16 protein-coding genes and 2 pseudogenes are annotated in these 20,250 nt (G+C 31.7%); 12 read left to right on the plus strand and 6 right to left on the minus strand.

Annotated features, from left to right (window positions below):
• The 4 genes and pseudogenes from KW502_RS15710 to tnpA form a co-directional block, all read right to left on the minus strand.
• Positions 1–249: pseudogene (locus KW502_RS15710) on the minus strand (ISAon1 family transposase N-terminal region protein); the annotation flags it as partial.
• A gap of 93 nt (positions 250–342) precedes the next feature.
• Positions 343–1,890: pseudogene (gene tnpC / locus KW502_RS13540) on the minus strand (IS66 family transposase).
• 75 nt (positions 1,891–1,965) lie between these two features.
• Positions 1,966–2,307 (minus strand): IS66 family insertion sequence element accessory protein TnpB, encoded by a 342-nt coding sequence (gene tnpB / locus KW502_RS13545; RefSeq protein WP_255554256.1) that lies wholly within the window; start codon positions 2,305–2,307, stop codon positions 1,966–1,968.
• Entirely contained in the window at positions 2,300–2,581 is a 282-nt protein-coding gene (gene tnpA / locus KW502_RS13550; protein ID WP_219041096.1) for an IS66 family insertion sequence element accessory protein TnpA, read from the minus strand. The genes tnpB and tnpA overlap by 8 nt, the downstream gene beginning before the upstream one ends.
• Positions 2,582–3,162: 581 nt before the next feature.
• On the opposite strand from tnpA, the gene KW502_RS13555 reads away from it, so the two are divergent.
• Complete coding sequence (locus tag KW502_RS13555) at positions 3,163–3,372, plus strand: hypothetical protein (protein WP_219041097.1); 210 nt, start codon at positions 3,163–3,165, stop codon at positions 3,370–3,372.
• Positions 3,373–4,584: 1,212 nt separating this feature from the next.
• Here the strand turns inward: KW502_RS13555 and KW502_RS13560 are convergent.
• Positions 4,585–5,967 carry an NAD-dependent succinate-semialdehyde dehydrogenase gene (locus tag KW502_RS13560; RefSeq protein WP_219041098.1) on the minus strand — a complete coding sequence of 461 codons (1,383 nt, stop codon included), beginning with the start codon at positions 5,965–5,967 and terminating at the stop codon, positions 4,585–4,587.
• A gap of 201 nt (positions 5,968–6,168) precedes the next feature.
• Between KW502_RS13560 and KW502_RS13565 the strand changes: the two genes are divergently transcribed.
• From KW502_RS13565 to KW502_RS13605, 9 genes are all read left to right on the plus strand, one after another.
• Positions 6,169–6,582, plus strand: coding sequence for a response regulator (locus KW502_RS13565; RefSeq protein ID WP_219041099.1), 414 nt, complete (start codon positions 6,169–6,171; stop codon positions 6,580–6,582).
• 4 nt (positions 6,583–6,586) lie between these two features.
• A complete protein-coding gene (locus KW502_RS13570; RefSeq protein ID WP_219041100.1) occupies positions 6,587–7,135 on the plus strand; it encodes a heme NO-binding domain-containing protein in 549 nt (182 codons plus the stop codon).
• A complete protein-coding gene (locus tag KW502_RS13575; protein WP_219041101.1) occupies positions 7,122–9,488 on the plus strand; it encodes a PAS domain S-box protein in 2,367 nt (788 codons plus the stop codon). Before KW502_RS13570 ends, KW502_RS13575 begins: the two co-directional genes overlap by 14 nt.
• A 4-nt stretch (positions 9,489–9,492) precedes the next feature.
• Positions 9,493–10,623 carry an FIST signal transduction protein gene (locus KW502_RS13580; protein WP_219041102.1) on the plus strand — a complete coding sequence of 377 codons (1,131 nt, stop codon included), beginning with the start codon at positions 9,493–9,495 and terminating at the stop codon, positions 10,621–10,623.
• Complete coding sequence (locus KW502_RS13585) at positions 10,623–11,654, plus strand: sensor histidine kinase (RefSeq protein WP_219041103.1); 1,032 nt, start codon at positions 10,623–10,625, stop codon at positions 11,652–11,654. The genes KW502_RS13580 and KW502_RS13585 overlap by 1 nt, the downstream gene beginning before the upstream one ends.
• 5 nt (positions 11,655–11,659) lie before the next feature.
• Entirely contained in the window at positions 11,660–11,983 is a 324-nt protein-coding gene (locus tag KW502_RS13590) for an Hpt domain-containing protein (protein WP_219041104.1), read from the plus strand.
• A 5-nt stretch (positions 11,984–11,988) separates the two neighbouring features.
• Positions 11,989–12,711, plus strand: coding sequence for a LytR/AlgR family response regulator transcription factor (locus tag KW502_RS13595; RefSeq protein WP_219041105.1), 723 nt, complete (start codon positions 11,989–11,991; stop codon positions 12,709–12,711).
• Between the two features lie 716 nt (positions 12,712–13,427).
• Complete coding sequence (locus tag KW502_RS13600) at positions 13,428–15,863, plus strand: DUF4114 domain-containing protein (protein WP_219041106.1); 2,436 nt, start codon at positions 13,428–13,430, stop codon at positions 15,861–15,863.
• A gap of 120 nt (positions 15,864–15,983) precedes the next feature.
• Positions 15,984–16,418: a hypothetical protein gene (locus KW502_RS13605; RefSeq protein ID WP_219041107.1), complete on the plus strand. Its 435-nt coding sequence runs from the start codon at positions 15,984–15,986 to the stop codon at positions 16,416–16,418.
• Here KW502_RS13605 and KW502_RS13610 read toward each other — a convergent pair.
• Positions 16,415–18,487 (minus strand): tetratricopeptide repeat protein, encoded by a 2,073-nt coding sequence (locus tag KW502_RS13610; RefSeq protein WP_255554257.1) that lies wholly within the window; start codon positions 18,485–18,487, stop codon positions 16,415–16,417. The two genes, KW502_RS13605 and KW502_RS13610, sit on opposite strands and share 4 nt — an antisense overlap.
• Before the next feature lie 149 nt (positions 18,488–18,636).
• Between KW502_RS13610 and KW502_RS13615 the strand changes: the two genes are divergently transcribed.
• Positions 18,637–18,942, plus strand: coding sequence for a hypothetical protein (locus KW502_RS13615; RefSeq protein WP_219041108.1), 306 nt, complete (start codon positions 18,637–18,639; stop codon positions 18,940–18,942).
• 22 nt (positions 18,943–18,964) lie between these two features.
• Positions 18,965–20,221 carry an oligosaccharide flippase family protein gene (locus KW502_RS13620; protein WP_219041109.1) on the plus strand — a complete coding sequence of 419 codons (1,257 nt, stop codon included), beginning with the start codon at positions 18,965–18,967 and terminating at the stop codon, positions 20,219–20,221.
• Positions 20,222–20,250 lie beyond the last annotated feature (29 nt).

The raw sequence follows: 20,250 nt of genomic DNA on the forward strand, positions 1-20,250 counted from the left end.
TAAAAAAGCAGCGAACTCTGTGGTCATACGGGTTCCCTGTGCTACTACATTCCAATCACGCTGAATAATTTGCTTACTTTGTTTGTTGAGCCAGCGTCGTCGCTTTATATGCAAAAACACCTTTTTATCACGAACAGGAAAATCCTGAATTGTTATTTCTTGGTGGAATCCGTGGGCTATGACCAAGTTTGAGGAAAATTCTTTGGGAACCTCTGGTTGCTCTTCAAAATGCAAGTGAAGTATGTCTGCATCTGTTTGATGTGTATCCGGCCCACCAACCCCATCTTTTAAGTTTGCATAATTTTATTTACGGGTTTACTTTCTGGTAAGCTTGATCTAATTCTAAACTTGCTGTAATTTCTTGTATTGCTGTGGGTAGAGATTCCGGATGTCTTTGTGGTTGATGGAGATGATATGCTCCAGGGTATATTTGAGCCACTGATATGGGTTTACCTCGTGTTTTTTGCAGATGGCAAAGAAGGAATAGATTCCTGCGGCTCTTTCTGCTGCTGAATGAGAACCTGCAAAGAGGTAATTCTTTCTACCCAGGGCCAATGGCCTGATGGCATTCTCCACTAAATTATTATCGATCTCCAGAATACCATCAAAAAGGATAGGCGCTGAGCCGGTCCCAACGATCCATAGAATACTTAAAGGCTTTTCCGATAGGACTCTTGGGAAGGATCAACTGATGTTTCATCTGATCGAACATCCATTTTCCAAATTCATTGATAACAGGCAGTGCTTTTTCCAGGCGCAGCGATTTGCGCTGCTGCGGGCTTAAGTCTTGCTCTCGTGCCTGGGCTTCTACCGCATAAAGTTTCTGGATAAAGCTTAGGGCTTTTTCAGCGCGCTCCCTGTCATTATCCTTTGCTTTATCAAATTCCCTTCTGGCGTGGGCCCAGCAGTTCAGGTGGGTAACCCCTTCACGCTTGCGATTGTATCATAAGCGGCATAGCCATCACTTTGAAGGTAGCCTTTAAACCCAGACAATATATGATCGGCAGCCTCACGGCTACGCCCGGGCTGATAATCAAAGAGTATGCTGTCATCTATGGGACAATGATGGACCCAATAATAGCCTTGGTGTGTTTTTCCTTTTTTAGAGGGATCCATCACCTTTATGGATGTTTCATCACTTTGCAAATAGCCTTTGGAGCGAATATCCTCCAGCAGGTGCTGATAAAGGATATCGATGATTTTAAGACTTTGCCTGGTCCAGCCTTCCAGGGTGGAAGATGCTATAGGGATCGCTGCCCGTTTAAAGCGTTGAAGCTGCCGGTAGAGCGGAAGGTGGTCCTGGTACTTATCGACTAAAATCGAAGCCAGAAGTCCGGCTCCCGGGATTCCTTTTTCAATCACCCGCTAGGAAAGTTCCCCGATGATCACTCCTTCTTTACTTTTAGGAGCATACTTATAGCGGATATAACGCTTGATATAGTATTTAGCAGGCTCGTATTCCAGTTCATCGGTCACTTCTTTACCGATACAAACCATATCGGTAATATCCTCTTCAGGAAAGATCTCGATCTCTTTGACCTCAAGATGCTTCGGAAGGGCTATTCTTCCTTTGTGGTTGGAAGTTCTTTTACGCTGTTCACTGCGCTTTTCTTTGAACCCGGCTTTTTGTGCTGCTGCCTTTTGGGGTTCCATCGCAAAGGGAAGGCTCATCTGGTTTTTATCCCCTTCGAAGCGTTCTCTTTTTTGGCCAAAGGCCAGGCGTTTGTAATACTCCACCTGGAATTTCAGGTCAGCAATCTTATGCTCTGCTTTTTCAACTTCTTGTTCCCTTTTAGAAACACTTTTTTCAGCTTTTTCTCTCTTTTTTGTCTCCTTCTTCAACAGGGTCAAAAGCTGATCTTTCGTAAGGTTTTCTAAGGGTTCTTGCATGGGTTAAAGATACAAAAACAACCCTATTAAACCTACTGCCAACTCTTGTCTTTACTGATAAAATGTAATTATTTTCTAGCGAGAATAGCGCAGTTTCTGAACACTTTTTTCAACGGTAATACCCTCGATCATCAGCACCAATTGCGGCCAGGTAAAACTGGTCTGACTTTCTTTAATTGCAGGCGGAGTGAAGCTTCCCCGCTCCAGGCGTTTGTAGTACAAAACAAAGCCGCCCCGCTCCCAGTGCAGCAGCTTGAGATGGGTGCGGTTCCGGTTAAGAAAAACGAACACATCACCGCTGGTGGGCTCCCTGCCCAGTTCATTTCTTACCAGTCCGCTCAGGCCATTAAATGATTTTCGCATATCACAAGCCTTTCGATAGAAATGATAGGTGTTAGAAGAGCTAAGGCTAAACATGCCGTAACTGCACCAGTTTAGCTATAAAATCAGGATCTAATCCGTTCATTCTAAGTTGTACGCCGTTAGGAAAAATAAGTTCCACTTCCTTTGAAACAGAAGGTCTTGGAGTTATTGTTACAAACCCTGCACTACCGTTCTGACCATATCTTTTCTTCTTCCAGTAATAAAAAGTTGAGGGCACCACGCCTTTGGCTTTGCAAAAGTCCCTTGCGGTTAAGGAACTGTTGTCAAATTCATCGATCATAGCAAACATTTCTTCTTCTTTACTCATGATAACTATTTTTGAGCAAAGCTAAATGCAGTATATGTATTTAACAATATGGGGTTCGTGGGATGGATACTTTGTTAGCAATACTGACTACTACAATAGTAACCGTTGCACAAGTCTAAATTTCTAAGAAAAGAGGGTTATTCTGATTTTTATGAATAGTTAAATTTTTGATTTATAAGGGTATGGTGTTATTGAAGTCTACTATTAATTTTAAATTTGATTAAGAAAGAGGTTGTGCAACAGGCACAATAGTAGTCAGTATTTTTATTTATAATGTTTTTACAATTTCAAAAACTGACTCCTCAAAAGAAGAAATAACTAAAAATAGTCAAACTGAAAAAATAGAAAACGAATCTGATTCAGAACCCAAAATTGAACTAAGAACAGGCGAAAAAAAAGTAAATTCTGAAAACCGAATTACAGTTGCTGATACAATCACGAATTGGCAATTTTATAAAGATTCAGAGCTGTTGTTTAAAAGCAATATGTTCGACTCAAACCGATTTACAGCGGAAATCAAAACTTCTGAAAATTACGAATATCTGATTTTAAATATGTTTTACGACTTCAATAACGAAATAATGAAACGGAAAATCGACTTGGTTTATAAAGACAAAATCTTCGCAACTTTTACGGACGAGAATAGAAGTCATTCACCTTTTCGTATTCGAAAACAAGAAATAGATAAAATAATAAGTGCAAACGTTGGAAAAGAAATTTTTATAAATTATACCGACCGAATTAATGAAAACGGAATGACAGTCGGAATTTTAAAATTTTCGGACGAATAAAAACGCAAGGTAATCGAGTAGACGGCTCCGCCAGTAACTGACGGAGTGCGCCTCTCACACCACCGTACATACGGGTCTCGTATACGGCGGTTCATAATCCATCTTTTCACTCGCTCTTTACACCAATTGAAACTATTTCGTACTTTATGAATAGGCTACAGATTTTCTTGGGATTCGCTCACCCAATGAATGAAAAACAATGTTCCTATTCTAATTTCCGAAAGGATTATGTTCAGTCCTTTCCCATTTGTGAGACCTATGCAGTTTGCTGCACCTCGTTCCCTATGGGTACTATGACCTCTGCTGACTTCTCAACCTAGCCATCTCGTGGCTGTGGAGACCTCCCAAGGTAAGGACATCTTCTTTCCCCTGATTCCTGCCGGATCTACTACTTCGGTATTCATTTCCAAAGAAACGTTTAGGACATCACAATGATGTGCTTGCTCATCCAACCTTATAGCCTCTTATCCGGTTCCTGTTCGTCAGTACCAGGGTTTGTAGTCCCGATTCCTTCACTTCCCGCCTCACGACAGACAAGCTTGCGGCTTACTAATGGTTCAAAGAGCCTGTCCTGAGCCTAGTCGAAGGGTTACCCCTGCCCATAAGGGACTTGCACCCTATAGATTAATATCATATCTTAGATATGATAAAGATGCCCATGCTGGGCACACACAACTTATGTATCTCATAGCCAATGGGTTGCTTAAAAAAAGTTAAGGTATATTTGGAAAGTCGCCAAATTTTTAAATTTTACTATTTCCAAAAAAAAGATAAATAGTAAAATTTAAAAATCTGGCTTGTGCTTAATCCGAAAATAATCGCTAATTTACACGATAAGAGCCACATACAAACACTTTAACTAAAATACGAAACAAAAATCAGCGAGTTAAATTGCAACTTTTGTTTTTACTCATAATTTATTTCAAATCTGCAAATTAAGGCTTCTTTAAAATTTTGACGGAAAAACTTACTCAAAACGCAAAACAGAAACAGATTAAATTGACTGAAAATCTTTGCGCAGAGAAATTAAAAATTAAATAAAAAAATTAGAACTCGGCAGATTTAAACTTACTCGGATCGATAAATTGGAATGGATAAAATGTTTTGGATAAAAAATGCTCAGCACTACATAAACTGGCTATTTTAAATTTTTCATAAAAAAGCATCTCTTTGTAATTAAGAGATGCTTTTATCTTCAAATGTGATATTAAATTAGCTATTCAAAGCCATAATTGCTTTAGCATTCACAAATTCTTTCATTCCGAAGCCTCCGTGTTCTCTACCATAACCTGAGTCTTTGATTCCTCCAAATGGCATATTTGGTTGTGCTACTCCGAATGAATTGATAAATACCATTCCTGTATCAAAATGATTTTTAGCTAAATTAAAAGCTTTCTTTTCATCTTTAGTGAAAATTCCTCCACCTAATCCAAACTTACTGTTATTGGCAATTTTAAAAGCATCTTCTTGGTCTTTAGCTTTGATTAAAGAAGCTACAGGACCAAATAATTCATCATCATAAGCAGGCATTCCAGGTTTTAAATTATCTAAAACAGTTGCTGGATAATAAAATCCTTTTTGTTTAGGTATTTCTCCACCGCATAAAACTTTAGCTCCTTTTTCTACACTTTTAGTTACTTGGTTATGAAGCTCATTTCTTAAATCTTCACGAGCCATTGGTCCGATTTTAGCTTCACTCCCTGTAGGATCTCCAAAAGTGATTTTTTTCATTTCTTTTACATATGCTTCTTTAAAATCGTCGTAGATTTCACTTTCAACAATAAATCGTTTTGCAGCCACACAGGTTTCACCGTTATTATAAGTTCTTCCCTGTACACAATATTTAACAGCCTCATTTAAATCTGCATCTTTTAAAACAATGTAAGCATCATTAGATCCTAATTCTAATACTGTTTTCTTTAATTTTTTTGCCGCTTTTTCTGCAATAATTCTCCCCGCTTTAGGGCTTCCTGTTAAGGTTACACCTCTTACCAAATCATGATCTATAATAGCATCTGATTGATTGTGGTCTATAAGTAAAACTTTAAATAAGTTTTCTGGTAAATCTGATTCTTTTAATATTTTCTCTATAAGCAAGCCACTCCCTGTAACATTTTCTGCATGTTTCAATAACACACCATTACCTGTCATTAAATTAGCAATTGCGTAACGTATAACTTGATAGGTAGGAAAATTCCAAGGTTGTATACCGTAAATAACTCCTAAAGGTGAATAGGCTATTAACCCTTTTCCTCCATTAGGTAATACTCGTTCTTCATCTTTTAATTCTTCTGGACCAATTTTAGCGGTATGTTCACAAATAGCAATACATAAATCTATTTCTTGTTCACTTTGTTTTATTAATTTACCCATTTCTTGAGTCATTAATTTAACAAGTTCATCTTTATGTTTTTTTAAAGATTTACCAATAGATTGTATTACTTTTGCTCTATCTTCTAAAGAAACGTGTCTCCAAGATTTAAATGCATTATGGCATTCTTCAACAGATTTAATAGCCTTCTCTGTAGACATTAATTCATAAGAATTAATTATTTCTTCTGTAGCAGGATTAATCGTTTTAATTTGATCTGACATAACTTTTTTTTGTAAAATTAGTCAACATAAATCCAAGTATTCCTAATATTATGTTAGGTAACATTTTTTTTGGTTTTTATGTTAAAAACCATTCAACGACAATTAAAATCGATTGATCGAATATAAAGCTGGCTTAAACGATTAATAGAAATTTTATACTAATAATTATTCATATTTGTTATAGAAATTAATCTCACTAAAATGACAAATAAACTTAGAATATTACTTATAGAAGATGATATGATTGAAGTAATGAAACTCAATCGTACCATATCTTCATCTCAACTTCCACACGATGTTATTGAGGTTAAAAATGGAGAAGAAGCTTTAGAGTTTTTAAAAAGTAATCAGTCCCTACCAGACATTATTCTTTTAGACCTTAACATGCCTAAAATGAATGGCATAGAGTTTTTAAATATATTAAAGAAAGATGAAATTTTAAGATATTTACCCACTATAATTTTAACAACGTCTGCCAACCAACGAGATATTTTAGCGTGTTATGAAGCAGGAATTGCAGGTTACATTATTAAGCCTCTTAAATATGAAGACTATGTGGTAAAACTTAAATCACTTTTAGATTACTGGTGTTTAAATGAATTAATTAAAGGTTAATAAGATGAAAGGAATTGTTTTTACAGAGTTTTTAGAAATGGTCGAAGATAAGTTTGGATTAGAAACGCTAGATTATATCATCACAAATTCAGAACTAGAATCTGAAGGAAGTTATACCGCTGTGGGAACTTACGATTTTTTTGAAATGCAACAACTCTTAACACATTTAAGTGAAGTTTCTAAAATACCAGTAAATGATCTTATCTATACTTATGGTTTGTTTTTCTTTAAAACCCTAACTACCCACCACTCAGATATATTTAATTATTATACATCTCCTTTAGATTTAGTTGCATCAATAGAAAACCATATTCACGTACAGGTTAGAAAAATATATCCAGATGCAGAACTGCCTAGCTTTACTGTAAAAAAAGAAAATGACCATGAATTATCACTTTTATATAGCTCTGAAAGAGCCATGTTCATGTTTGCGAAAGCATTAATGGAAAAAACATTTGAATATTACAAAGAAAATGTCGAAATTAAATACGAATTAATGAATGAACAAGGAACCCAAGTCAAGTTCTTAATCAAATCGTATGGACCTAATTAAAAAAGTAGAACTTCTTGAACGCGCTCTAAAGCGCGAAAAAAATGCTAGAAAGAAAGCCGAATCTATACTTGAAGATAAATCTTCGGAGCTTTATAAGTTGTCAGAAGCACTTAAAAACTCTAACCAAAAGCTCTCTAAGCACCTAAAGCAAACCACCAATCAATTAGAAGGGGTATTTACAAATATTATTGATGCTTATATTGTCATAGGCATTGAAGGCTATATTATGAATATGAATAAAGCCGCTATAAAATTGCTCGGGTTTGATAATAAAGAAGAGAATATTAATGTTTTTAACCTACTCAAGAAAGAATACAGAGAATATACAAAAGAGGCCTTTAAACAATTATATAAAAATGGAACATTTTCTAACTACAAAGCAGAACTTATTACTAAAAGCGGTGATGAGAAAGTAGTACAAATAAATGCGAGTCTAATTTATAATGAAGACGGAAAACCAATTGCGGCGCAAGGTATTGCTCGAGATATTACTAATGAAACACTTCTAAAACAAGAACTACAAGAGCAAAAAAGACAATTAGAAATCATTATGGATAACTCTCCAATTGGTATAAGTCTTTCAAAATCCAATGCTGAAGGTTTGACGATTGCCAATAAAACACTGGTAAAACTCTTAGGTTATTCCCGAGATGAATTAAATAATTTAGATCCAAACTTAATTACTCATCCCGATGATCGTGAATGGTCATTAAAATATTTAGAAGCGTTAAGAAATGGAAAATTAGACCACTACTCCGTAGAAAAAAGATACATAAAAAAAGACGGTGCTATTATTTGGGTAAAAACTTCAGCTAGAGCAGTTAGAGAAAAAAATAAAAAATATTATTATCAAGTAGCCACTATAGAAGATATTTCTAAAGAAAAAGAAGCGCTGGAGAAATTAAAAGAATCTCAAAATAGATTAGCAGCACTCATTGTAAATCTACAAACCGGAATTTTACTTGAAGATGAAAATAGAAATATACTTCTTACCAATGAGCGATTTTGCAAAATGTTTGGGATAAATGCACTCCCTAAAAGTATGATTGGGCAAAATTGTAGCAATTCTGCAGAAGAAAGTAAAAAATTCTTTAAAAATCCAGATGGATTTGTTAAACGCATAGAAAAACTTTTAGAAGAAAAAAACACTGCTTTAAATGATCAGCTTTATTTAGAGGATGGACGCATATTTGAAAGAAATTATATACCTATATATCTTGAAAATGAATATAAAGGGCACCTCTGGAGTTATACAGATGTAACCATTCAAAAGAAATATAAAGAAAGTTTAAAAGCCCAAAAAGAAAAATACAGTAGCATCATTGCTAATATGAACCTTGGTCTATTAGAAAATGACTTAGATGATATTATTGTTTTTTGTAACCAAAGTTTTTGTGAAATGAGTGGTTATAAAAAAGAAGAACTAATAGGAAAAAAAGCAACCGATCTATTTTTAACTTCAAAATCTGAAAAGTTTTATTACGATAGAATAGAAAACAGAAAAAAAGATAAAGGCGATTCTTATGAGTTATCAGTTAAAAACAAAGCAGGAAAAATAAAACATTGGTTAATAAGTACTGCACCTAATTATGATGTTAAAGGGAAAAAAATTGGGTCTATAGGAATTCATCTTGATATATCTGAAAATAAAGTATTAGAAAAACAAAAAGAACAATTACTCGTTAGTTTAGAAAAACAAAATGAACAGCTAAACGAATATGCACATATTGTATCTCATGATCTTAAATCACCACTTAGAAATATTTCTGCTTTATTAAGCTGGACAAAAGAAGATTTTCAAGATAAATTAGGTAAAGATAGTCTTGCTAATCTCGACTTGATGCAAAATAAAGTAGAAAAGATGGACTTATTAATAGGTAATATCTTAAAATACTCTAGCATTGACAATGATATATTAATAGAAGAAACTATAGATTTAAACGAATTAATAAACGCTATTAAAGATTTAATCTATATACCTGATTATATTTCTATAAGTGTAAAAAACGAACTACCTCATATTAAAGCAGACAAGACCAGAATACAACAAGTTTTTCAAAATTTAATTGGCAATGCGGTTAACTATATAGATAAAGAAAAAGGCCTTATAGAAATAGATTACTCTGAAAACAAAACTCATTATATTTTTTCTATAAAAGATAACGGTATTGGAATTGCTGAAGAACATCATGAAAAAATCTTTAAGATCTTTAACTCTTTAGGCTCTTACGAAAAATCTACAGGTATTGGTTTAAGCATTGTTAAAAAAGTAGTTCAATTATATAAAGGTAAAGTCTGGTTAGAAAGCGAATTAACTAAAGGAACTACATTTTACTTCAGCATTAAAAAATAAAGTTATGAAAATTGTACAAGCCTATTTGCATAAAAATAATTGGAATTATTCAATCGAAAAAAAAGAAATTAACAACCCTTTAGTATTAGTGTTTGGAGAAAGAAAAACACTACAAGATCAAAAAGTAATAGATGCTATAAATGATGAGTTTCCATATAAAAATATAATTTTCGGGTCCACCGCTGGAGAAATTTTAGGAGCGAGAGTTTTAGAAAATTCTGTAACAGTTACTGCGTTAGAATTTCAAAAAAGTGATTATCTTATTAAAACTGCTAATATTTTAGACTTTAATAAAGATTCTAAAACTTTAGGAGAAAACCTTATAAAGCAACTCCCCGCAAAAAACTTAAAACACATTTTCATAATATCTGAAGGTAGTTATGTTAATGGAAGTGCACTCATCGAAGGGATTGAAAAACATAATTCTAAACTGGTGAAAATTTCTGGTGGTTTATGTGGTGATAATGAACGTTTTGATAAAACATTAGTTTCGTTTCAAGAGAATCCAAAAGAAGGGGAAGCAGTAATTATTGGGTTATATGGCGAAGAATTAGAAATAACATGCGCTAGCTCTGGAGGATGGATACCTTTTGGACCAGAGCGAATTATCACAAAATCTGAAGGAAATATTCTTTATGAAATAGACGGCGTTCCTGCGTTAGATATTTACAAGAAATATTTAGGAGATAAAGCTCTAGATTTGCCTCACTCTGCCCTACTCTTCCCATTAAACGTTAAAGCAAAAGGGAAATCATACCCTGTCGTAAGAACCATTTTAAATATAAACGAAGAAGATAAATCTATGATTTTTGCTGGAGATGTGCCAGTTCAATCTCAAGTACAACTAATGATGGCATCTATTGATGCTATTGTTGAAGGCGCAGGAACAGCAGCAAAAAAAGCTTTAGAAGACAGAAAAAAAGCTCCAGAGGTTGCGCTACTTATTAGTTGCATTGGTAGAAAATTAGTCATGGATCAGCAAACTGAAGAAGAAATTGAAGAAGTTTTAACCACTATAGGCAATCAAACCCCTTGTACTGGATTTTACTCTTATGGTGAAATAGCTCCACATTTAAATGAAGAAAATTGCGAGTTACATAACCAAACAATGACGTTAACTTTAATAAGTGAATAATGAGTTCTTTACTGAATAGACAAATAAGAAAATTTTTACCCCAAGAATTTGCTGAAGACGAAAGAATTCAGAATTTTTTAGAGGCTGTAAAAAAATCCTATCTTATTCAAGAAGAGCAATTTAATATGTTGCAAAGAGCTATGCAAATAAGCTCTGAAGAATTATTTGAAGCCAATCAAAAACTACAAGAAGAAAGTAAAGCACAGCAAGAAATATTAAATAGTTTAAATTTAGTAATTCAATCACTTCAACTTAAAAAACCAGAAAAAAATAAAAATTTAGAGGTTATAGATTTAGCTAATTACTTAAAAGATCAAAGTGAAGAGCTTAATAGAATAAGCAAAGATCAAGAACTTTTATTAAAAAATTTAGAGCAAAAAAATGAAATTCTTTCAGACTATGCTCATATGGTTTCTCACGATCTAAAATCTCCATTAAGAAGCATTAATACCTTAATAAATTTCATTTTAGAAGACAATCCAAAACTTGCAGAAAATTCTAAAGAATACCTTGATCTTATTCTTAAAAATCTTGAAAAAATGGATGCTTTAATTAGCGGAATTTTAAACTATTCAACATTAGAAGAGAACCAACTTAATGCAGAAAAAATAGATTTAAACAAACTGCTTAAAGCTATTAAACAATCTATATATAAGCCACCAAACGTAAAAATTAAAATTTACGATAATTTTCCTGTGATTACAGGAGATAAAATAAGAATTCAGCAGCTATTTCAAAACATCATACAAAATGCCATTAAAAGTATTGATAAAGGCGAAGGCATCATAAAAATAGATTTTTTAGATAAATTAAGTTTTTGGGAATTTTCTATTCAAGATAATGGAAGAGGAATTCCTAAACATCAATTTGAAAAAATATTCAAAATTTTTGAGAAGATTGATGACAATAATAATTCTACTGGTATTGGACTTTCAATTGTAAAGAAAATTATAGATTTTTACGGAGGGAAAATATGGTTAGAAAGTAAATTAGATCAAGGAACTACATTTTTTTTCACACTTCCAAAATAAAAATCATGAAAGAACAACCTAATTTTTCATATATAAATCAATTATCTGGTGGCGATAAAGCCTTCGAATCCAAACTTATAGCTATTGTTAAAAGAGAATTTCCTGAAGAAGTTAAAGAGTATCAACAATACCTTTATGAAAAAAAATATGAAATAGCAGCAGATAGTGTGCATAAAATTAAACATAAAATTAGTATTTTAGGATTAGAATTAAGTTATCAGCTTGCTATAGACTATGAAAACGATCTTAGAAATGAAGATTTATCTAAGAAAAATGAATTTGATGAAGTCTTAAATGCTATAACTAGTTTTATAAAAGAGATAAACTAGATTTTATGAACTGTATTATTATTGATGATGAAGAAATGGCAAGAGCCATAATTGAGCAATTTACTTTGCAGAACGAAAATCTCTCTTTAGATGCTCAATTTTCAGATGCAATTCAAGCCATCAAATACTTAAATCAAAACCATGTAGATCTTATTTTTTTAGATATACATATGCCAACCTTTAGTGGTTTTGATTTAATTCAAACTTTAAAAAACCCGCCAAATATAATTTTAACAACTTCAGATAGAAATTTTGCTATAGAGGCATTTGAGTATGATTGTATAAAAGATTATCTCGTTAAACCAGTCACTAAAGATAGGTTTGACAAAGCTGTAAATAAAGCATTAAATGCTGCAACAGCTACACCCTCTGTAACAAATAACTCTGATCATAAACAAGAAGGTAAACAAGAGTCTGAAAATGATTTGTATGTTAATATTGATCGTAGACTTATTAAAATAGATATTCCTAGTATTTATTTAATTGAAGCTAAAGGTGATTATATACTCATTAAAACCTTTGGTAAAAATTACACGGTGCATTCTACTCTAAAAAAGATCGAAGATAAACTACCCAAAGATACTTTTTTGAAAATCCATAGATCTTTTATTATCAATGTTAAAAAAATTATTGATATTGAAGATAATAGTGTTTTAATAGAAAAAGATGTTATCCCAGTAAGCAGATCAAATCGTCCAGAGTTAATGAAAAGATTGAATCTACTATAATTCAACGTTTTAAATTAACCAATGGTCGATAGTTTACATTTAATCAACGAAATATAAATAAATAGCATGTAAAACTTACTTAAATTTGAACTAAGGTTAAGTAATTTTTATTTCATAAGTTTTTATTGGTTTTTAGCCGGGAGAGGAGTCTTCCGGCTTTTTTGTGTTCTCAACAAATCTATCTTATAACATTCATATATAAAATTTATAGGTTAATCGGGTTGATCTGACAGCTGAACTAAACCAAGTGCATATCCATCGAAAATGATCTCTAAGCAATACATAACTTAACGATCTTTGAAATGAGATTTAGTAATTTTTATTTCATAAGTTTTTATTGGTTTTTGGCCGGGAGAGGAGTCTTCCGGCTTTTTTTATGTTCTCAAAAAATCTATCTTATAACATTCATATATAAAATTTATAGATTAATCGGGTTGATCTAACAGCTGAACTAAACCAAGTGCATTTCCATCGAAAATGATCTCTAAGCAACACATAACTTAACGATCTTTGAAATGAGATTTAGTAATTTTTATTTCATAAGTTTTTATTGGTTTTTGGCCGGGAGAGGAGTCTTCCGGCTTTTTTATTATATAAGATTTCAATTTAATTTTTATCTTATAAAATAAACCATTCAACGCTCTATATCAAACTCTTATCGAAAATTTATGTACCTAAGAAACTTCAAACATAAATTTGTAACAAATACTATAATTATGAAAAAACTAATACAACTTTCGCTTTTATTTATGGTTCAATTTTGCTTGAGCCAAAATTATAGTTTTTTAGGTTCATATAATTATAACGGTACACCATTGTATTTAGAACCAGTTGATGATACAATCTCTCCACAAACTATGCAAATGATTCAAGACATCGTTCCTGAAAGTTATCCTGTGCCAGAATATAATCCTCATTATATTTCTTCAGGTTATGATACCGATATTATTTTAGATGAACCAGCAGATGTTTGGGTTACTTTTGTACAAGAAGGTGCTGGCTATAAAAATGTGCTTGGTTTCTATTCTTATGATATAAACAACCCACAAACCACTACTCCTACTCCATCAGAAATTACTATAATTTTTCCTAATGTTTCTGCTAGCGGTTCTGGCGGCGAACTGGTAGCTGGTAATAAAGTAAAAATAGGCTCTTTTCCTGCAAATACAGGAATTGGTTGGGTACTTTTAGCAGATGGTTGGGATGATGCTACATCCAGTGTTACTGCAGGAAACTGGCAGTTATTTTCTAATCCAGATTTTAATCCAGAAGCTAATGAAAAACTTAGGTATCATAATGTACTTATTTCAGACCCTGAAAATGAAAGAATTATTTTAGGTTTTGAAGATATTAGAAGAGATTATAATTCTTGTGATAATGATTTTAATGATGCATTATTCTATGTTAGCGCAAATCCATATTCAGCATTAAGAACATCAAATTATGCAGATACAGAAAGTGCTAATGATGTAAGTTCTGGTAATTCTGGTGGATTAGAAAGTAATGGAAATTTGGCTGAATTAATTGCCAAAAGAAATTTTACACGCTTGAAAAAAAATACTTTTGCTCATAAAAAAAGCTTACAACAAACTTTTGTTAAACCTCTAATTACAAGTAGAAATGCGAATACTACTTCTAATTTATCAAACTTGTTCCCTAGCTCTGGTATGTTTGGTACAGAAGAAGCTTTACAATCTACACCTATAGATCTTTTACAAATTACAAACGCTACAGATGTCTTTTCTGTAGATTATTATGAAAATGAAAATCGTGTTGCTGCTGCTTTAGCTACTAAAACAATAGGAAGTGTTTATAACCATTCTAAGATGATTTGTGACCGTTTAAATGGTTCAACCTTAGAAGATATAAGACAAATCACCCTACAAGAACATGACTTGGTGATGATTAAAGTAAGAAGAGCTAATGAAGAAATTGAATATGCCATTTTATTTTCAGTCACAGAAAATAATCAGCAATATAACTTGCACAGCTATTGGAATATTTTTCAATACCCTATGGAAGACTATACTAATTTTCAAATTTGGGGATCAACCATGGGTCAGGTAAGCCATATTACTAATCATATTTTAAATGAATACCAAGACGCAAGTAATTTAACTAGTAACGAAATGTTAGATAGAATTCCTTCTGTTTTTATAAAAAAAGGAACTTATCATCACGGACAAATAACTTTAGATATCGTAAATAAAACATTAGACAACCAATTACAAATTACAGCAAACGCTAGAATAAATGAATTAGCTGGAGAAACAGAAATGGCAAATAGTGTTTCTTTATCTGGAGAATATGAAGAACAAATTACATTTACTACAGGAAGCCTTTTTGATATTAATTTAACTCTAGTAGGAAATAATTCTCCACAAGCTGATGCTTTATATCTAGCAGATGGCCCTTGGGGATTAGATTACAGTGAAAATGAATCTTTAATTACAAATTTTGAAATAGAGAACAATAGTAATTACACAGGAAATGGTTATGCAGTAGAAAGAAACCCTAGTGTGAGTGGAGATGTTTTAGGAACGGTAAATTTATTTAGAACGATAATGCCAGGAGAACTTAGTTTTAATGCAAGTAGCTTTGGTGCTATAGAATTTAATATTAAAAACAATTTACCTGTAGAATTAATTTTAGTTACTAATGATTTATCTGATTGGAGTCAAAGGTTTACTTATCAAATTCCTGCTAACAACGAGTTTACAACCTATAATATTTCTTTTACAGATTTTACAAATTCATTAAATGAAAGTTTAACTACTGAAAATTTAAAAACAATTGTGTTTTCTACACAAGGAAATTATCAAAACCTTGAAACTTTTAATTTAGCTGTAAATCAAGTTGCCTTTACAGAAGAAACTTTAAGTGTTGACAATGATGAATCAAAAAACAATCTAAAACCTATAAATTACCCCAATCCATTTCAAACTACAACAACATTGCAATTTGCAGAAGAAACAACTTCAGCTCAAATTAGAATCTATGACATACTGGGAAGAATTATCTATGAAAAAGAACACGCTGTCATCGATAGAAAAATTAATTTGAATTTAGCTAGTTTACCGTCTGGAGTTTACGAATGTATAGCCGTAACCAATACAAAAGATGAGTTAAAGCTAAGGATGATGAAGATGTAATGTTAAGCGTTGTTATTGTCGTGATAAAATGCCAGAAAAATTCTGGCATTTTTTTATTTTTTAAAAGCAACCTTTTATTAATTCATACATCTAATAATTGATAATCAACACCTTATAATTATGAAAATATATATATTCTTTAGTTTAATTGGGTTATTATATGCATGTCAAGAAGATGATGATAACAACGTTATTATCAAAACAAATACTTGTGGAGAAAGTATTATTATAGATGCAGAGAATTATAATAATGCAGAATCTGATGCTGTTACGATTACCGATATTACCATAGATAATGATTGCCTTATTGTAAGCTTCTCTTCTAGCGGTTGTGATGGTAATACTTGGATCACACAGTTAATTGATTCTGAAGCAATTTTAGAATCTAATCCACCGCAGCGAAAATTGCGAATCATACTCAATAATAATGAAGCTTGTCTTGCGGTTATAACTAAACAAAAAGTTTTTGATTTAACAGAACTACAAATTGCAGAATCAAATTCTATATTTTTAAAATTTGATTCTTTAGATGAAGAATTTTTATATGAATATTAGTTTCTTTTGAATACAGGTTGTTTCGTAAACCACCACTTTAATCGTAAACCAAGTTCTGTAAACGTAAAACCCGCAGCTGTAGCTGAAGCAATATTACTATGTATGCCATATGCATTTAATAACACCCTATTAGAAAACTTATAACCTATTTTACCTTGTAAACGATAGGTAGATTGCTTTTTATCATTTTCAATAAACTGAAACCCTGTAGCCGCAGTTGCTCCATAATAAAAAGATTTTATTTGAGCACTATTTTCATCTTTTAAAAAATCTGCGAAAATTTCTACAGCATTAAAATGCGATGGACTAAAGTAAATACTTGGAACTTGATTTTTAAAACTAATGTATTGGTAATTTATCCCTCCTTTTAAAACTGGTTGAGATAAAAAATTATAATACAAAGAAGTAAATAATAAGTTACGTTTATTTTCATCAGATTGGAAGGTATAAAAATATTGAGTAAACCAACCTATTCTTTTGTTAGTGCTTAAATTATAATTTAAATATAAATTGTTTGCGGTAATGTTACGATTTAATAAATCGGCATTAAAGTTTTGTACATCACGCATAAAACCAATTTCTAAATCTTGCAACCTGTAAGGTTTTATATTGAAAAAAGCTTTACCCAGAACTGCTGTATAGTCATTTGAAAAAGATTTAGCAGAAGTGACACCTCCTATTACACTAAATTTCACTTTGGGATGAAATTGATAACTTATCCCTACATTAGCACTATTTGAAGTAGCTTCATTTTTAGTAACAGAATTTTTAGTGTTTCTATAACTATAATCTCCCATTAAAGTAAGTTTTAAATTAATAGGAACCTCTATTGAAGTTTGCGTAGAGTAAGCTTTATTATCACCATTATCAAACGTATAATTAACTTTTTCTTCTACAAATGGAGTAAATTTTTGATCAATTTTAGTTTTAAATGTTAAAGCATCTTTTTGATTTTCAAAAACAATAAGTGTTTGATCTATAGCTTTATAAGCTTTTTTTGTTTCGCCATCTGCAAAATAGGCATTGGCACTTCCTAAATTACCATCAAAAGAAAGGGAGTCTTTTGCTAAAATATTTTTATAATCAGTTATGCTCTGTTTAAAATTACTGGTGTACATACCTAGTGTAGCTCGTAAAGAAAGAATCCAATTTTTATCACTATATTCAATTATAAGAGCATCGATCTTTTCTTGGGCATCTTCATAAGCCCTATTCCATATTAAAGATTGTACATAGCGTTGTTCTGTTTTTTCTACTAAATCATCATCATCCCGATGAGCTTTCATTTTAAGTAATGCTTGTTTACTTAAGACTAGCGCTTTTTTATCGTTTTTACCTATATGCGCAGCTAATGCCATGCCATTAAGCGCTACAATACTGTCTTTAGATGTGGTTGCTAATTTTAAATATACATCTGTTGCTTCTTCACTATTTTGCATGATTAAATACAAATTTGCCTTATTAAGAAGGGTTTCTCGATCTAAAGGAAAATCGTTTAAGTTTTCATTTAGTAATTGAATAGCATTTTCATAATCTTGTAATTGTGTCTTAGAATAAGCAAAGCCCAATCGCATAAACTTCTTAGAAGTCATTGCATTAGGATTATTAGGTGAAACCTCTAAAGCTTTATTTACATAGTCTAAAGCATATTCATATTCTTTTAGGTTAGATAACGTATTAGCATAACCTAAGAGCGCTGCAAAATTTTCAGGATTTTCATTTACCAAATTTCCATAATATGCCTTGGCTTCTTTATAATTTTTAGTCCATAAAAGAGATTCTGCATAATTTAATTGAACTTCTAAATCTTCAGGATAAATTTTAAGTAAATCTGTAAAAATTTTAACCGCTTCATTTGCATCACTATTAAGCCCTACAGCTCTACCATAACAGACTCTTGCCGTTTTGTTTTCAGGATAGTCTTCAAGTATTTTTTTAAAAAAAACTTCTGCCTTATTAAAATCACCATTCTCTAAATACTCAAAACCTTTATTCATTTTTTGCCCTAACAAGTTAAAACTCATTAATAATAAAAGTATACTTATATAAGATATTCTTTTTAAATTCATAATTTAAGTGTTTCAATTAGACAAGAGCAATTTACATATACTATGGAGATATTTCATCTATAGAAAATATCCGTTCATCGAAACTAAGCAAATTTTCATTGAATTAAGGTAGATATTTGAAATAACATTAACATAAAAACTTTTAAATTATGGCTTTTGCAATCACAGAAAACAACGGAACTTTTGGGTTAAGAGGAAATCTTACTGTAGGTAATGCCTATATTCTAAGAAAACATTTTGAACTCATATTTAAAACTAAAGAAATGCTAACTATTAATTTGTCTGCATTAGACAGTATAGATAGCGGTAGTGTATTTGAACTTGAAAATTTGAGAAATTTTGCCTATCAAAATCACAAAGTTATTGTCTTTGTGGGCGAAAAAAACTCTAAAATTAAAGGTGCATTTTTAAGAGCAAGAATCAATATTTTACAAAACTACCAAAAAAGCGCATAATACTAACTCAAAACCAATAGCTATGCTAACTTCTCAATTCTCTATACGTAACATTAATTTTAAATCTGAACAAGTTTTTATGCTTAGCGCCCTATTGGTTAATGGCGGTAATTATTTATACAATTTAATCTTGGGTAGAATGTTAGGTCCCACCCAATTTGCTGATGCTGCAATCTTAATAACTTTACTGATGGTACTTTCATTTATGGCAATGACATTTCAGTTAACTGTTGCTAAGTTTACAGCAGGTTCTGTAGATGAAGACCAAACTGTATTTGTGAATTTTCTAAAAAAAATAAGTTTATTTATAGGCGTTATTTTAGGAATAGTCATTGCTCTTTTTGCAGAGAACCTTCAAATACTATTACAAACTAGTTCTAAAGCGATGTTTTATTTTTTTGCAGCTGGTATACCTTTATATTTTTTAATGAGTGTAAATAGAGGTTACTATCAAGGAAACAAAAACTTTTTTAAACTCTCTGTCACTTATCAAGGAGAAATGTTAAGTAGGTTAGGTATTACCATAATTCTATTGTGGACTTTAAATACTGACAGTTCTCTATTAATAGCCATAGGGATTTTAGCATCTTTTATCTTTGGTCTACTTCCTTATAAAAAAACAACTTCAACCTCAATAAAAAAGTCGGTATTAGATAATAAAAACACCAAAAGTGTTTTACTTTTTATAAGCATTACGGCGTTTTATGAATTTACTCAAATCATTATAAACAACAGTGATATTATTTTAGTGAAACATTATTTTGAAGCTTATGAAGCGGGACTTTATGCTTCTTTAGCCTTAATTGGCAGGATGGTGTATTTTGTAGCTTGGATGTTTGTGATGATTTTACTGCCAACGGTTGTGAAAATGAAAAAAAATGGAGAAAACACCTTACCAGTATTTTTTAAATACCTGAGCTTAATAAGCTTATTAGCCGGAAGCATTGTTGTAGCTACTTATTTTATTCCCGAATTTATTATTCAGCTTATGTTTGGGAAAGCTTACTTAGCGATGGCACCTCTGTTATGGAAATATGCATTAGCAACTTCTCTATTTGCTATTTCTAATGTATTTGTGTACTACTTTTTATCTTTAGAAAAGTATATTCCTGTAATTGCTTCAGGAGTGTTTGGAATTGCTCAAGTATCTTTAATTATATTTTTTCACAAAAGCCTAGAACAAGTAGTTGAAATTCAAATTATTGCTATGGTATTACTATTGGTTATTCAATTAATACTATTCTTTTATCAGCAAAATAAAAATGTTGAACTAAAGTAAACGTCCACTCATCGAAGAAAAATAATTTT

Source organism: Mesonia aestuariivivens, assembly GCF_019311235.1.
GTDB lineage: Bacteria > Bacteroidota > Bacteroidia > Flavobacteriales > Flavobacteriaceae > Mesonia > Mesonia aestuariivivens.